The organism is Burkholderia sp. MSMB2157WGS, from assembly GCF_001532755.1.
GTDB lineage: Bacteria > Pseudomonadota > Gammaproteobacteria > Burkholderiales > Burkholderiaceae > Burkholderia.
In genome coordinates, this window is sequence record NZ_LPJG01000053.1 from 274,532 (window position 1) to 288,904 (window position 14,373).

14 protein-coding genes are annotated in these 14,373 nt (G+C 67.6%); 6 read left to right on the forward strand and 8 right to left on the reverse strand.

Annotated features, from left to right (window positions below):
• Window positions 1-74 precede the first annotated feature (74 nt).
• The 3 genes from WT53_RS30820 to WT53_RS30830 all read left to right on the forward strand — a co-directional run bounded on the left by WT53_RS30820 (window position 75) and on the right by WT53_RS30830 (window position 1,429).
• Window positions 75-518, forward strand: a complete 444-nt coding sequence (locus WT53_RS30820; RefSeq protein ID WP_034209141.1) for an Hsp20/alpha crystallin family protein — start codon at window positions 75-77, stop codon at window positions 516-518.
• Window positions 519-554: 36 nt separating this feature from the next.
• Complete coding sequence (locus tag WT53_RS30825; RefSeq protein ID WP_060262676.1) at window positions 555-980, forward strand: Hsp20/alpha crystallin family protein; 426 nt, start codon at window positions 555-557, stop codon at window positions 978-980.
• Window positions 981-1,132: 152 nt separating this feature from the next.
• On the forward strand, window positions 1,133-1,429 hold the full coding sequence (locus WT53_RS30830; protein ID WP_060262620.1) for a hypothetical protein: 297 nt from the start codon (window positions 1,133-1,135) through the stop codon (window positions 1,427-1,429).
• A 257-nt stretch (window positions 1,430-1,686) separates the two neighbouring features.
• Here WT53_RS30830 and WT53_RS30835 read toward each other — a convergent pair whose 3' ends face one another.
• The 5 genes from WT53_RS30835 to WT53_RS30855 all read right to left on the reverse strand — a co-directional run bounded on the left by WT53_RS30835 (window position 1,687) and on the right by WT53_RS30855 (window position 6,780).
• Entirely contained in the window at window positions 1,687-2,685 is a 999-nt protein-coding gene (locus WT53_RS30835) for a transketolase family protein (RefSeq protein WP_060262621.1), read from the reverse strand.
• Window positions 2,682-3,527, reverse strand: a complete 846-nt coding sequence (locus tag WT53_RS30840) for a transketolase (protein ID WP_060262623.1) — start codon at window positions 3,525-3,527, stop codon at window positions 2,682-2,684. The genes WT53_RS30835 and WT53_RS30840 overlap by 4 nt, the downstream gene beginning before the upstream one ends.
• A 40-nt stretch (window positions 3,528-3,567) precedes the next feature.
• Window positions 3,568-4,893 carry an MFS transporter gene (locus tag WT53_RS30845; protein ID WP_060262626.1) on the reverse strand — a complete coding sequence of 442 codons (1,326 nt, stop codon included), beginning with the start codon at window positions 4,891-4,893 and terminating at the stop codon, window positions 3,568-3,570.
• A 74-nt stretch (window positions 4,894-4,967) separates the two neighbouring features.
• On the reverse strand, window positions 4,968-5,717 hold the full coding sequence (locus tag WT53_RS30850; protein WP_060262628.1) for an SDR family NAD(P)-dependent oxidoreductase: 750 nt from the start codon (window positions 5,715-5,717) through the stop codon (window positions 4,968-4,970).
• A 136-nt stretch (window positions 5,718-5,853) separates the two neighbouring features.
• Window positions 5,854-6,780: a LysR substrate-binding domain-containing protein gene (locus WT53_RS30855; protein WP_060262630.1), complete on the reverse strand. Its 927-nt coding sequence runs from the start codon at window positions 6,778-6,780 to the stop codon at window positions 5,854-5,856.
• Window positions 6,781-7,026: 246 nt separating this feature from the next.
• On the opposite strand from WT53_RS30855, the gene WT53_RS30860 reads away from it, so the two are divergent.
• Together WT53_RS30860 and dctA are read left to right on the forward strand one after the other, a co-directional pair.
• Entirely contained in the window at window positions 7,027-7,959 is a 933-nt protein-coding gene (locus tag WT53_RS30860) for a LysR family transcriptional regulator (protein WP_060262632.1), read from the forward strand.
• A gap of 34 nt (window positions 7,960-7,993) precedes the next feature.
• The gene (gene dctA, locus WT53_RS30865) at window positions 7,994-9,325 is read left to right on the forward strand and encodes a C4-dicarboxylate transporter DctA (protein ID WP_059779998.1); all 1,332 of its coding nucleotides are present in this window, start codon (window positions 7,994-7,996) and stop codon (window positions 9,323-9,325) included.
• Between the two features lie 24 nt (window positions 9,326-9,349).
• On the opposite strand, the gene WT53_RS30870 is transcribed toward dctA, so the two are convergent.
• Window positions 9,350-10,132, reverse strand: a complete 783-nt coding sequence (locus WT53_RS30870) for a substrate-binding domain-containing protein (RefSeq protein WP_060262634.1) — start codon at window positions 10,130-10,132, stop codon at window positions 9,350-9,352.
• A 55-nt stretch (window positions 10,133-10,187) separates the two neighbouring features.
• Window positions 10,188-11,483, reverse strand: a complete 1,296-nt coding sequence (locus WT53_RS30875) for an MFS transporter (RefSeq protein WP_059779859.1) — start codon at window positions 11,481-11,483, stop codon at window positions 10,188-10,190.
• Window positions 11,484-11,808: 325 nt separating this feature from the next.
• Between WT53_RS30875 and WT53_RS30880 the strand changes: the two genes are divergently transcribed.
• On the forward strand, window positions 11,809-13,317 hold the full coding sequence (locus WT53_RS30880; protein ID WP_060262679.1) for a diguanylate cyclase: 1,509 nt from the start codon (window positions 11,809-11,811) through the stop codon (window positions 13,315-13,317).
• A 108-nt stretch (window positions 13,318-13,425) separates the two neighbouring features.
• On the opposite strand, the gene WT53_RS30885 is transcribed toward WT53_RS30880, so the two are convergent.
• The gene (locus tag WT53_RS30885; protein ID WP_060262636.1) at window positions 13,426-14,325 is read right to left on the reverse strand and encodes a LysR family transcriptional regulator; all 900 of its coding nucleotides are present in this window, start codon (window positions 14,323-14,325) and stop codon (window positions 13,426-13,428) included.
• Between the last annotated feature and the right edge of the window lie 48 nt (window positions 14,326-14,373).

Below are 14,373 nucleotides of genomic sequence, written 5' to 3' on the forward strand. Positions count from 1 at the left end.
AGCTTCTCGCGGATGGACGAACTGGAGCGCGTGGTCCGGTTCGTCCCTTCGCAGGGGCACAACAGGAGCCAGTCATGAGCGATATCTTCTTCCCCACCGACCTGCTGGCGGAATTCGACCGCCTGCAACGGCAGATGGCCAGCGTGTTCACGGGCTTTCCGGCCAGTCTGCGCGCGCCGCGTCCCGGTGCATTTCCACCGGTCAATATCGGCAGCACCGACGACACGATCGAGATCGTCGCGTTCGCGCCGGGTCTCGACCCCGCGAAGATCGACATCTCCGTCGATCGCCGGCTGCTGACGATCAGCGGCGAGCGTACGCCTCCGGACGACGGCACGACCGACGACGAACGACGCGTCTACGCGAACGAGCGGTTCATGGGCGCGTTCCGCCGCGTGGTCGAACTGCCGCAGCACGCGGACCCCGACAAGATCGAGGCACGCTATACGAATGGCTGCCTGACGATCAGCGTCGGCAAGTCGGAAGCATCGAAGCCGCGGGCCATTACCGTCCAGTAAACAGCACGACGTCACGAACGCATGACGGAGGACATCATGAGTGACACGAACACGACCGAACTGACCACCCGTGCGGCCGATACGCGAACGGCCGTGACGAACCGCGAATCGGCTCAGCGCGACACGCCGCGCACGCGGATTGCGCCAGCCGTCGACATCGTCGAGGACGCGCACGGCATCACGTTGTACGCGGACCTGCCGGGCGTGCCGCGCGACAAGCTCGACGTCCGCGTGCACGACGGCAGCCTCGCCATCGACGCGGAGGCCGTCGTTCCGACGCCGCCGGGCTTGCGTCTGCAACACGGTGAAGTGCAGCATCCGCACTTCTCGCGCGCATTCACGCTGAGCCCGGATTTCGACGTGTCGCGGATCGACGCGCAACTGCGCGACGGCGTGCTGAAACTGAGCATCCCGCGACGCGAGGAAGCGAAGCCGCGGCGGATCGCGGTGACCGCGGGGTAAGTGGACGCGCGGGAGCGTTTCGTCAACCCGCGGTCCGCGCGGCTTGCGCCGCGTCGGCCGTCGGGTGGACCTCCCGCGCTTGCATTCGCGGCGTGACGTGCTGCGACAGCGCAGTCGTCGCACATGTCGCATTTCCGTGCAGGAGGCATCCGATGCATACCCACACGACGATCGAACATGGCGGATATGCGGTCCGGGCCGTGGTGACCGACACGGAGACGGGCCGCTATTCGGCGACGGCGATCCTAATGGATCGCGACGGTGAAACCCGGGCGCTCGGCGTCGACGGCGACTTCGCCGATACCCGCGAAGCCCGCGACCAGGCGCTCGAACTCGCGCTCGCATGGATCCAGCGACGGTCGGTCGTGTCGGACCGTTATGTGAGACGCAATCGAGCCGCGCCGAGCCGCGCGTTGGGCAACGCGCCGCGCGTACGCCGACAAGCGTGACGCGGATTGCGGTTGCTGTCGGCGACGGCCCGGCTGCCCGCGCACGCCGGCGCACGCCCGCGCATTGGGTTGCCGTGCGCGGGCAGCCGGGTCGCTCGTCGGCGCTCGAAGCGCCGCGCACCGGTCGGTATTTGACTGCCGGGTGCATCGCCGATGCCGGCGTGCGCTCCCGTCGCGGCCGAATCCCGACCGCTTCGCATCGCCGACCGGCAAGGTCTCGTTGCGCAGCGACACGCGGGTGTCGAACGACCGAACGCTCATCCGAGCCACGACCTGATATTCGCGCGCATCGCGCCGGCCGAGATCCCGTAACGGTCGTGCAGCGTCGGCAGTGCGCCCGCGGCGAGATACGCGTCCGGCAGTGCGATCTGCCGGAACGGGACCGCGACGCCGGCGCCGAGCAACGCGGTCGCGACCGCTTCGCCGAGCCCGCCGACCACCGTATGGTTCTCCGCGACGACGACCATGCGCCCTTTGCGCGCGGCCTCGCGGACGATGGTCGCCGTGTCGAGCGGCTTGATCGTCGGTACGTGCAGCACGGCGACATCGACGCGATCGGCTTCGAGCGCCTTCGCGACCTCGAGCGCGCGCATCGTCATGATCCCGGACGAGATCAGCAGCACGTCGTTGCCGTCGCGCAGCAGCTTGGCCTTGCCGAGTTCGAAACGGTAATCGTATTCGTCGAGCACGACCGGCACGTTGCCGCGCAGCAAACGCGCGTACACCGGCCCCTTGTGCGCGGCGATGGCCGGCACCATCTGTTCGATGTCGAGCGCGTCGCATGGGTCGATCACGGTCATGTTCGGCATCGCGCGCATCAGCGCCAGATCCTCGGCGGCCTGATGGCTCGGCCCGTAGCCGGTCGTGAGCCCCGGCAATGCGCACACCAGCTTCACGTCGAGATTGTCCTCGGCGATCGCCTGATGAATGAAGTCGTACGCCCGGCGCGTGGCAAACACCGCATAGGTCGTGACGAACGGCTGGGCGCCTTCGTGCGCGAACCCGGCGGCGGCTCCCATCAGCAGTTGCTCGGCCATGCCCATCTGGTAGTAGCGTTCGGGAAAGGCGTTCGCGAAGATGTGCAGGTCGGTGTACTTGCCGAGATCGGCCGTCATCCCGATCACGTCGCCGTTCGTGCGGGCAAGTTCGGTCAGTGCATGGCCGAACGGTGCGGAGCGGGTCGCCTGCCCTTCCGCCGCGATGGACGCGATCATCGCGGAAGTCTTCAGACGCGGCTTGTTGTCGACGGTGCTCATGCATGCCTCCCTGCTTCGAGTGCGTCGAGCGCGAGTTGCCACTCGTGCGCATCGACCCGGATGAAATGGCTCTTCTCGCGTGCTTCGAGGAACGGCACGCCGCACCCCATCTTCGTGTCGCAGACGATGATGCGCGGCTGCGGTGCGCCATGCCGGCGCGCCTGGTCGAACGCACGCTTCACCGCGTCGATGTCGTTGCCGTCGATGCGTTGCACGTACCAGCCGAACGCCTCGAGCTTGTCGACCAGCGGCTCGAACGCCATGACCTGGGATGACGGGCCGTCGGCCTGCTGGTTGTTCACGTCGACGATCGCGATCAGGTTCTCGAGCTTCCAGTGCGCGGCCGACATCAGCCCTTCCCAGATCGCGCCTTCGTCGAGCTCGCCATCGGAGAACAGCGTGTAGACGAACGCATCGGAGCCCTTGCGCTTCAGGCCGAGACAACGGCCGACCGCGATCGTCAGGCCCTGCCCGAGCGAGCCGCCGGACATTTCCATGCCGGGCGTGTAGCTCGCCATCCCGGACATCGGCAAGCGGCTATCGTCGCTGCCGTAGGTTTCTAGTTCCGCGGCCGGCAGGATGCCGGCTTCGAACAGCGCCGCGTACAGCGCGATCGCATAGTGCCCGTTCGACAGCAGGAAGCGGTCGCGCCCTTCCCATTCGGGATCGTCGGCGCGATAGCGCATCGCGCCGAAATACGCGACGGCCAGCACGTCGGCGATGTCGAGCGCCTGGCCGACATAGCCCTGCCCTTGCACTTCGCCCATCAGCACGGCGTTTCTACGGATGCGGTACGCGCGCTCGGCGAGCGTGACCGCTTCTTGGATGGTTTCGGTAGCCATCGATAGCTCCAGTATCGGGTCGGAAAGAATGCCAATCGATTCATCGATTGACGGATCGCGGCACGAGGAACACCAGCAGCGCACCGGCCGTGATCGCGACGGAGATGAACACGAGCCCCGCGGTGGACTTGCCGGTCAGGTCGTTCAGCCAGCCGACGATCGCCGGCGAGAAGAAACCCGCGAGATTCGCAAAGCAGTTGACCGCGGCGATGCCCGCTGCCGCCGACATCCCGCCCAGCAACGCGGTGGGCAGCGACCAGAACTGCGACGACGACGCGAGGATGCCGGCGGACGCGATGCTCAGGCATACGATCGACGCGCCGACGCTGCCGAGCATCGGCAACGTGGCGAAGCCCGCCGCCGCGACCAGCATCGGTACCGCGAGATGGAAGCGGCGCTCGCGGCGACGATCCGCGCTGCTGCCGATCAGCGGCAGCGCGACGATCGCACAGGCGTACGGAATCGCGGTGAACAGGCCGACCCACAGCGGATCGGCGACGCCGGCCTTGCGAATGATCGTCGGCAGCCAGAACGTGAGGCCGTACTGGCCGAGCACCACGCAGAAGTAGATCGCTGCCATCAGCCACAGGCGGCGGTCCGCGACGAACGTACGAATCGACAGGTGGGCGGTGGTGTGTTCGGCATCGGTCGACACGTTGCGCGCCAGCAAGGCTTTTTCGGCATCGGTCAGCCATTTCGCGCCGGCGATGCCGTCGTCGAGATACAGCAGGATCGCGAAGCCGAGCACGAACGAAGGCAGCGCCTCGAGCAGGAACAACCACTTCCAGCCCGCCATCGACATCGTGCCGTGCAGGGAATGCATGATCGCGCCCGACAGCGGCCCGCCGACGATCCCGGCGAGCGGAATCGCCATGAAGAACAGCGACAGCGCCTTCGCGCGCCGAGCCGACGGGAACCAGTACGTGAGGTACAGGATCACGCCCGGCGCGAAGCCGGCTTCGGCGACGCCGAGCAGAAACCGCAGCACGTAGAACGCGGTGGGCGACTTGACGAACACGAAGCTCGCCGAGATCGCCGCCCAGGTCAGCATGATCCGCGCGAGCCAGCGGCGCGCGCCGACGCGATGCAGGATCAGGTTGCTCGGCACCTCGAACAGAAAATAGCCGAGGAAGAAGATGCCTGCGCCCATCCCGTAGACCGTCTCGCTGAAGCGCAGGTCGTTGAGCATCTGCAGTTTCGCGAAGCCGACGTTGACACGGTCGAGATACGCGCCGAGATAGCACAACATCAGGAACGGGATCAGCCGGCGCGCGACCTTCGCGTAGGTGGCCGCTTCGAACGTCTGCGCGTCGTCCCGTTGCAGCGGCTCGCCGTGGACCGGCGGTGCGGGGTACTTTGCTCTCATCTTTGTCTCCTGCCATGGCCCCGGGTTGTCCCGGGTGCATGAGGGTCGGCGCCGCGCTTCGGGCGGCGCCGTTCTCAGTGAATCAGCATCCCGCCGTTGACGTCGAGCGTGACGCCCGTCAGATAGCTCGACAGATCGCTCAGCAGGAACAGGCACGCATGGGCGACATCGGCGGCATCGCCGAGCCGGCCGAGCGGAATGCCCTTGACGATGTCCTCGCGCATGTCGGGCGTCAGCTTGTCGCCGGTGATGTCGGTCTGGATCAGGCCCGGCGTGATCGAATTGACGCGGATGCGGTCGGCGCCGAATTCGCGCGCCATCGCCTTCGCGAGGCCGAGCACGCCGGCTTTGGCGGCGCTGTAGTGCGGGCCGCCGAAAATGCCGCCGCCGCGTTGCGCGGACACCGACGACATGCAGACGATGCTGCCGCTGCGCTGCGCCTTCATCGTGGGCAACACCGCTTGCGACATGTAGAGCGTGCCGCGCAGGTTCACGTCGACGATCGCATCGAAGTCGCGCGCCGAGATATCCAGCGTGCGCACGGGCTGCGTGATGCCGGCATTGTTCACGAGGCCGTCGATGCGGCCGAAGTGCGCCAGCGCCGCGCGGGCTGCGGCCACGCACGCGTCGTGGTCGGTCACGTCGCACGCGAGGCCGAGATGATCCGGGCCGAGCTCTGCGGCGGCGGCCTCCGCGTCTTCGCGGCGAAGGTCGAGGATCGCCACGCGTGCGCCGTGCGCGGCCAGCGCGCGGGCGGTGGCCTTGCCGATCCCGCGCGGCGATGCGGCGCCGGTCACGATGATGGTTCTGTCGTCAAGCAACATCGCATGTCTCCTGTGTTGATGTGTTGCCCGGAGTGTCCCCTCACCGGACACCCGCATCAACGCGGAAACGTTCAGCCATAGCTGAGAAAATTTCAGGTGACGGCGCGCGGCCCGTCGCCGATGCTGCGATGCAAAATCACGGATGCGCCGGCGGCCGCGCTGCGTGGCTCGCCCCGTCGTGACCCGCGACCTCCCGTTCGATCCAGGTCAGGAAGCGCTTCACGCGAGGCAGCTCCGCGTTCTGCCGCGGGTAAACGAGATGATGCGCGCCGACTTCGACCGCATGGGTCGCGTCGAAGACCGGCACCAGCAGCCCTTCGCGGATCTTCACCGACGCGAGCATCAGGCTTTCGAGCGCGATGCCGAGGCCGAGCGCGGCGGTTTCGAGCGACATGTACGAACGATCGAACGAAAAATCGAAGGTCTTCTGGGCCGCCAGCGGCACGCCGGCGCGGCCGAACCACTGCTTCCACTGGACCAGCGGGGTTTCGGAATAGATCAGCCGGTGCGCGAGCAGGTCTTCCGGCGCGTTCACCGGGTGCCGCTCGAGATAGCGCGGCGACGCGAGCGGCGCGATGAACTCGCCGCGCACGGTCCGGACCTCGAGGTTGTCCCAGTTGCCGTAGCCGTGCCGGACGTCGATATCGTAGAAGCCGTTCGAGAACGACACGTTTTCGTAGGAGCACGCGAGGTTCAGCTGGATGTCGCCGTTCGCCTCCTGAAACGACGACAGCCGCGGCAGCAGCCACATCAGCCCGAAGCTCGGGCTCGAGTGCACGCGCAGGATGTCGACTTCGGTGCGGCTCGACGCGCGCTCGGTCGCGCGGCTCAGGTCGGCCAGCGAGCCGGTGACGTCGGCCAGGTAGCGTTCGCCGGTCGGCGTGAGAACGAGGCCGCGCCCCGAACGCTGAAACAGCGGCTGACCGATCTGCGATTCGAGGTTGCTGAGCTGATGGCTCACGGCGGACGCGGTCAGGCCGAGCTCTTCCGCCGCACGGTTGACGCTTTTGGTCCGGGCGACGCTTTCGAACGCGATGATGGCCTTGAGCGGCGGAATGCGCATGCTGGAATCCGTTGAAGAGAGCGACTCGCCCGACTGGCCGGCGCCAGCGCTGAATCGTCGTCGGGGCGAAAGCGATACGGTACATCAGGATGCGGCGTCGGGACGATCGATTCGCGGCGCGGCCCGCGAGACGCCGGCCGGGCGCCACACAGCGCCGCGCCGACGCTGCCGCCCGGACGACGCGCCACGCATGGCGCGGACGGAATCATGCACAATGCTGCGCATCTGAGTGGTGGAGAGAGACCGGTGGGCATCAATTTCGATTTGACCGACTTGCAGGCGTTCCGTGCGGTCGTGGAAACGGGCAGTTTCCGCAAGGCCGCCGAAGCGGTCAACCTCTCCCAGCCCGCGCTGAGCCGCCGGATCGACAAGCTCGAAGACGCGCTCGGCGTGCGGCTCTTCGAGCGCACCACGCGCCGCGTCGCGCTCACCACCGTCGGCCGCGTGTTCGCGCAGAGCGCCGAACAATTGCTCGACGATCTCGACGCCGCGCTGCTCGGCATCCGCGACGTGTCGTCGAGCCGCCTCGGCCATGTGACGATCGCGTGCGTGCCGTCGGTCGCCTACTATTTCCTGCCGCCCATCATCGCCCGCTATCATCGGCGCTTTCCGCGCATCCGGGTCAAGCTGCTCGACGCCGGCGCCAACGAGGTGCTCGGCGCCGTCATCAGCGGCGAGGCGGATTTCGGCGTGAGCTTCATCGGCAGCCAGGAGGCGGAGATCGAGTTCAAGGTCCTGCTCCAGGAACGGTTCGTCGCCGCCTGTCGCCGCGACCACCCGCTCGCGCGCAAGAAGCGCGCGACCTGGAACGAACTGTATGAACACGATTACGTCTCGGTGGACAAGACTTCCGGTAACCGCCTGCTGCTCGACCAGGCCTTGGCCGCCGTCGCGCCGCGCAAGCCGAGCGTGTGCGAGGCGCGCCACGTCACGACCCTGCTCGGGCTGATCGAGGCGGGCCTCGGCGTCGCCGCGGTGCCGTCGATGGCGATGCCGGGGCATGACCACCCTGTCCTCACGAGCGTGCCGCTCGTCGAGCCGGCCGTGAAGCGGCGCGTGGGCATCGTCAAGCGGCGCGGGCGCTCGCTGACGCCGGCCGCCGAGGCGTTTTACCGGATGGTCGTCGATGCGAAGAACGCGAAGCGCGGCGACGCCGGCGGCGGCGGCGCATCGGCATGACGACGACGGAACGCAAACGAAGGAAGACGGCATCGTGAGGTGGACCCGGCTGTTCAAATCGCTTTACGTGCAGGTCCTGCTTGCGATGATGCTCGGCATCGGCATCGGTCACGTGTGGCCGGCGGCGGGCGCGATGCTCAAGCCGCTCAGCGACGCCTTCGTCGCGCTCGTGAAGATGACCATCGCGCCGATCGTCTTCTGCACGATCGTGTCGGGCATCACGTCGTTGTCGAACGGGCGGGCCATCGGCCGCACCATCGTGCGGGCGCTCGCGCTCTTCTATCTGTTGACGGCCGCCGCGCTCGCGTTCGGGCTCGTCACCGCGTACGCGCTGCAACCGGGCGCCGGCATGCACATCGACGCCCGTCATCTGGATGCGAGCCTCCTCGCGCCCTATGCGAAGCATGCGGAGCCGCGCAGCCTGGTGGCGTTCGCGCTCGGCGTGATTCCGGACACGATGCTCGGCGCATTCGCGACCGGCGAAGTGTTGCCGGTATTGCTGCTGTCGCTGTTGTTCGGCTTCTCGCTGAATGCGCATCCGCGCGCCGCCCGGCCCGTGCTCGCGCTGATCGACGGCATCGCCCAGGTCGTGTTTCGCGTGCTCGCGATGATCATGCGGCTCGCGCCGCTCGGCGCATGCGGCGCGATGGCGTTCACGGTGGGCCGCTTCGGCATCGGCTCGGTCGGCTCGCTCGCGAAGCTGATGGTGTCGTTCTACGTGGCCTGCGTGCTGTTCGTCGCGCTGGTGCTCGCCCCGCTCGCGCGGCTGCACGGCTTCGCGCTGTGGCGGCTGCTGCGCTACCTGCGCGAAGAGTTGCTGATCGTGCTCGCGACGTCGTCCACGGAGCCGGTCCTGCCGCGCCTGATCGTCAAGCTGGAAGCGCTCGGCTGCGACAAAGGCGTCGTGGGGCTCGTGCTGCCGGCCGGCTATTCGTTCAATCTGGACGGCACCGCGATCTATCTGACGCTCGCGGCGTTGTTCATCGCGCAGGCCTGCGACGTCCCGCTTTCCGCGCCGCAGGTCGCGGCGATGCTCGCGATCATGCTGGTCACGTCCAAGGGGGCGGCCGGCGTGTCCGGCAGCGGGCTCGTCGCACTGGTCGCGACGCTCGCCGTGATGCCCGACCTGCCCGTCGCCGGGGTCGCGCTGCTGGTCGGCATCGATCGCTTCATGTCGGAGGCGCGCGCGCTGACCAGCGTGATCAGCAACGCGTGCGCGGTCATTTTCGTGTCGTCGTGGGAAGGTGCGTGCGACCGGTCGCGTCTCGTGCAGCGGCTCGCGGCGGCCGGGCCGTCCTTGCCGGACGGGGCCGATGAAGACAGCGCCGCGGCAGACGGCGGCGGTCGTGACGGGAAGACGATCTGATGCGCGCCCTCCCGTCGATCGGGCTCAATGCGCGGATACGGAATCCAGGCCGGTCGATTTCACGTCGGCCTGCACGTCGGGCGACGCAAGATAGTCGAGCAGCGCCTTCGCTTCCTGCGGATGCTGCGCACCGACCGGGATGCCGGCGGCGAAGCGCGTGACGGACTGCAGCGATTCGGGGATCTTGCCGACGAAGGTCGCGCCCTTGACGGGCAGCAGCTCGCTGACCTGCTGGAAGCCGATTTCGTAGTCGCCGTTCGCGACGACCGACGCCACCGGAATCCGCGGAATCATCTTCGCTTTCGACTTCACCTGCTCTTCGATCCCGAGCTTCCTGAACAGCTCGCGTTCGATATACACGCCGCTCGCGCTGTCCGAATAGGCGATCGATTTCGCGTGCAGCAGCACTTGCTTGAGGCCGTCGGCGGTGCTGATGTCGGGCTTGGCCGCGCCGTCGCGCACGACCATGCCGATGCGCGAGTCGGCCAGCTCGACGCGGGATTCGGGGATGACCTTGCCCTGCTTGATCAGATCGTCGAGCGCGTAGCCGACCATGATCACCGCGTCGGCGGGCTCGCCGCGCGCGAGCCGGTTCGGAATCGCTTCGGGCGACTTGCCCATCGACGGGCCGAGCGCGGTGGCCAGCGTATTGCCCGTCGTGGACGCGAACCGCGGGCCGAGCACCTTGTAGGCGGCGGTGAAGCCGCCCGAGCTCATCACGTGCAGTTCGGCGGCCTGGACGTTGGCCGCGACCGCCGCGGTGGCGACGAGCGCGGTCGCGCAGAATTTCAGGAGCAGGTTTCTCATGGTCGTGGTCGTGCGGATGGGTGGGTGTGAGTGAACGTTCCGGACGAGCTCGGCGTCAATGCGCGGGCGTCAACGTCGCCGTGCGATGACGATAGAGCGCGAACGTCGCGAGCAGCGCGCACACGGCGGCGAAGCTCATCCAGTAGCCGGGTGCGGCCTTGTCGCCCGTCGCGTGAATGAGCGCGGTCGAGATGGCCGGCGTGAAGCCGCCGAACACGGCCGTCGCGAGGCTGTACGCGAGCGAGAAGCCCGCGACGCGCACCTGCACCGGCATCACTTCGGTGAGCGCGACGACCATCGCGCCGTTATAGATGCCGTACATGAACGACAGCCAGAGCAGTACGAGCAGCATGTTGGCGAACGACGGCGCGTGAGCGAGGAACGACAGCGCCGGGTAGGCGGTCACGACGGTGAGCATCGTCATGCCGACCAGCAGCGGCCGGCGGCCGATCCGGTCGGACAGCGCACCGCCGATCGGCAGCCACACGAAGTTCGACACGCCGACGCACAGCGTCACGAGCAGGCTGTCGGCGGTGCTCAGATGCAGCACCGTCTTGCCGAAGGTCGGCGCGTAGACGGTGATCAGATAGAAGCTCGTGGTGGTCATCGCGACCAGCATCATGCCGGCGATCACGACGCCCCAGTTCTGGACCAGCGTACCGAACACTTCCTTCATGCCCGGACGATGCTTGCGGGCCTTGAACTCCTGGGTTTCCTCCAGGTTGCGGCGCAGCAGGAAAATGAACGGCACGATCATGCAGCCGACGAAGAACGGCACGCGCCATCCCCACGCGGCGATCTGCGATGCGCTCAGCCACTGATTGAGCGCAAAGCCGAGGGCCGCCGCGATGACGATCGCCACCTGCTGGCTGGCCGATTGCCAGCTCGTGAAGAAGCCCTTGCGGCCCGGCGTCGCGAGCTCGGCGAGATAGACCGACACGCCGCCCAGTTCGGCGCCCGCGGAGAAGCCCTGCAGCAGCCGGCCGATCAGCACGAGCACCGGCGCGAGCAGCCCGATCGTCGCGTAGCCCGGCACGAACGCGATCAGGATGGTGCCGCTCGCCATGATCGACAGCGTGACGATCAGGCCCTTGCGGCGGCCGACCTCGTCGATGTACGCGCCCAGCACGATCGCGCCCAGCGGCCGCATCAGGAAGCCGGCGCCGAACACGGCGAAGGTCATCATCAGCGACGCGAACTCGCTTTGCGCGGGGAAGAAGACGTTGGCGATCTGCGTGGCGTAGAAGCCGAACAGGAAGAAGTCGAACTGCTCGAGAAAATTGCCGGCCGTGACGCGAAAGATCGCGGCGGCCTTCGAGCGTTCGGCCGGAAGGCGGGACGAGGGATGCATCGGGGTGTCTCCTGAAAATCCTGGAATACGCGGGAGGGACTGGTCGATTGTCGTTTTTCGGCATGTTGGCGCGGGATCGATCAAACGATAAGTGCAATTTTTGGAACGATTGATGCAGCAGCGTTATCAATCCACGCGATCCGCGCGCGTCCGGGCCGCGCTCGGGCCGTATCGCCGCACGGCCGCACACGTTTGCGTCGTCGAGCCAGGCCGGGATCGTCGACGGGCGGCCATGCCGGCCTCGATTTTTCGTTAACCGTGCCGTTAACCGGGATTGGACCCGCGCCGGCGCACGTGCAGCCGGCATCTCAAAACGAGCGCGAGCATGCCCGCATTCACTTCGATCGAGAAAATCGCCGACTGGGCCGGACGCCACCCGTTCGTCGTCGGCGCGTTGGGCACGCTGATGTCGCTCGCGACGCTCGCGATCAGCGCGGTGACGCTGTGGGTGGCGCGCAGCGAAGTCGTCGAGCATGCGCACGAGACGTCGCGCAACGTCGCGGCCGTGCTCGCGAGCCAGATCGCGAGGACGGTCGAAACGTCGAACAACGCGCTGATCGCGCTGGCTGCCGATCTCGGCAAGCCGGACGTCCAGCGGATGGACGCCGGGCTGCGGCACGACCTGCTGTTCGAGCGAACCGCCGCGCAATTCGTGACCGGCATGGGCGTGACCGACAGGCACGGCCGGCTGATCGACGGATGCTGCAGCACGACCCACCGGTGGGACTTCGCCGATCGCGACTACTTCAAGGTCCATCGCGATGCGGACAACGTCGGGCTCTACGTCTCCCAGCCCTATCGCGCACGCTCGCGCGGCGGCAAGGAATCCATCGCGCTGTCGCGGCGCATCGAGCGGCCGGACCATGCGTTCGACGGGATCGCGGTCGTTGCCGTCGATCTCGCTTACTTCGAGCAGTTGCTGTCCCGCCTCGACGTCGGGCCGAACGGGGTCAGCGCGATCGTGCGCGCGGACGGCACGATCCTCGCGAGAAACCCGTCGTTGAACGACGGCCAGATGAACCTGCTGCGTCGCTCGACATCCTTCAAGCGGATGGTGAACAGCGAATCGGGCTTCTATCCGGCGCGCTCGAGCATCGACGGCATCGTGCGGCTGTATACCTATCAGCGGATACCGGGCACGCCGCTGATCGCGGTCGTCGCGCCGGCCGAGAGCGACGTGCTGGCCGGCGTCCGGCGCCTGTCGTGGACGGTCGGCGTGTCGGCATCCGTGATCGGCGCATCGTTCTGCGCGGCGGTCTGGCTGCTTGCCTTCGCATTGCGGGACAACTTCCGCAAGCAGACGCTGCTGACCGATCTCACGCGCACCGATCCGTTGACCGGACTGCGCAATCGTCGCGCGCTCGATACCGCGCTGGCCGACGAATGGGCGCGGCTGCAGCGCGGCAGCGGCGGCAGCCTGTCGGTGCTGTTCATCGACGCCGATCACTTCAAGCAATACAACGACCGGCACGGGCACGCGCTGGGCGACACCGCGCTGCGCTTTCTCGCCGAATGCATCCGCACGCATACGCGACGGCGCGGCGACCTCGCCGCGCGCTACGGCGGCGAGGAATTCGTCGCGGTGTTGCCCGATACGGACGAAAACGGCGCCGCGCAGGTGGCCGACGCGATTCGCCGCGAGGTGGAACGCAACCGGCTCGACGGGTTTGCGGAGACCGTTCCGCCATTCACCGTCAGCATCGGCTGTGCGACCGGCCGGCGCGCGCGACATGCGTCCGTGCACGCGCTGGCGCATCAGGCGGACATGGCGCTCTATCGCGCCAAGCGCGAAGGCAGGAACCGCGTGTGTTGCGCGCAAACGGAGCCGGCGTGAATGCCGCGGTCGAATCGGACCGGTGGCGGCACGCGCGCTGCCGATCGCGACGGCATTCCGCTCGGGACACCGTGGCGATGCGCGTGCGCTGCCGCGACCGCGGTCGTTTCACTGCCCGGGTTCGATATACGCCGCCAGTTCTTCCGGCTCGCCTGACGGAAACGCGTCCTTCAGGTGATCGAGAAACGCGGACACGCGCGCGCTCAATAATCGCCTGGACGGATACAACGCCCACAGGGCGATATCGGAGCCCGGCACGTCGCCCCAACTGACGAGCGCGCCGGCGGCGAGGTCGCGGCTCACGAGCGATATCGGCAGGCATGCCGCGCCCAAGCCGAGGCGGACCGTATCGCGCACCATGCTCAGCGACGACAGCCGCGCCACGGGCTCGACCGGTATGCGCACCATCCCGGCCTCGCCCGTGACCTCCCATGCGGCACGGGTGTCCTGCGCGCCGCGAATCACGGCCGGCGCGGGTGCGTCGCCGCTCGGCCGCGCCAGTTCGGGCGTCGCGACGACGACCAGCCGGTCGCGCAGGATCACGCGCCCGATCAGGCTCTCGTCCGGGTCCGGATTTACGCGGATCACGAGGTCGTACCCTTCCTCGATCATGTCGACGGGCCGGTCTTCGGTCGTCACCTCCAGCCGGACGTCCGGGTATCTCAGCGCGAACGTCGCCACCAGCTTCCCCATCGCGAACTGCGAAAACAGCATCGGCGCGCTGATCCGCAGGCGGCCGCGCGGCCGCTCGCTCCCCGCTGCGATCGCGGACGCGCTGTCGGCCAGCTCCGCGAGCAGCGCGCCCGTCCGCTCGTAGAGCGCGCGCCCTTCCTGCGTGAGCTTCACGCCGCGCGCGCCGCGCTCGAACAGGCGCAGCGACAGACTGTTCTCCAGTTCCGCGACCCGACGCGACAGCGTCGCCTTCGGGCGATCCGCGACGCGCGCGGCCTCGCCGAAGCTGCCATGGCGGGCGACGAGATTGAAATCGGCGAGAGCGAGCAGATCCATGTGTTCCACCAGTGAGACGGCATGTCTATTTATCACATCTTCCGGATC

Coding starts and splice junctions, on each gene's coding strand:
- WT53_RS30820 (WP_034209141.1), top strand. CDS start 75: ATGAGCGATATCTTCTTCCCCACCGACCTGCTGGCGGAATTCGACCGC.
- WT53_RS30835 (WP_060262621.1), bottom strand. CDS start 2,685: ATGAGCACCGTCGACAACAAGCCGCGTCTGAAGACTTCCGCGATGATC.
- WT53_RS30830 (WP_060262620.1), top strand. CDS start 1,133: ATGCATACCCACACGACGATCGAACATGGCGGATATGCGGTCCGGGCC.
- WT53_RS30855 (WP_060262630.1), bottom strand. CDS start 6,780: ATGCGCATTCCGCCGCTCAAGGCCATCATCGCGTTCGAAAGCGTCGCC.
- WT53_RS30850 (WP_060262628.1), bottom strand. CDS start 5,717: ATGTTGCTTGACGACAGAACCATCATCGTGACCGGCGCCGCATCGCCG.
- WT53_RS30825 (WP_060262676.1), top strand. CDS start 555: ATGAGTGACACGAACACGACCGAACTGACCACCCGTGCGGCCGATACG.
- WT53_RS30885 (WP_060262636.1), bottom strand. CDS start 14,325: ATGGATCTGCTCGCTCTCGCCGATTTCAATCTCGTCGCCCGCCATGGC.
- WT53_RS30840 (WP_060262623.1), bottom strand. CDS start 3,527: ATGGCTACCGAAACCATCCAAGAAGCGGTCACGCTCGCCGAGCGCGCG.
- WT53_RS30870 (WP_060262634.1), bottom strand. CDS start 10,132: ATGAGAAACCTGCTCCTGAAATTCTGCGCGACCGCGCTCGTCGCCACC.
- WT53_RS30845 (WP_060262626.1), bottom strand. CDS start 4,893: ATGAGAGCAAAGTACCCCGCACCGCCGGTCCACGGCGAGCCGCTGCAA.
- WT53_RS30875 (WP_059779859.1), bottom strand. CDS start 11,483: ATGCATCCCTCGTCCCGCCTTCCGGCCGAACGCTCGAAGGCCGCCGCG.
- WT53_RS30880 (WP_060262679.1), top strand. CDS start 11,809: ATGCCCGCATTCACTTCGATCGAGAAAATCGCCGACTGGGCCGGACGC.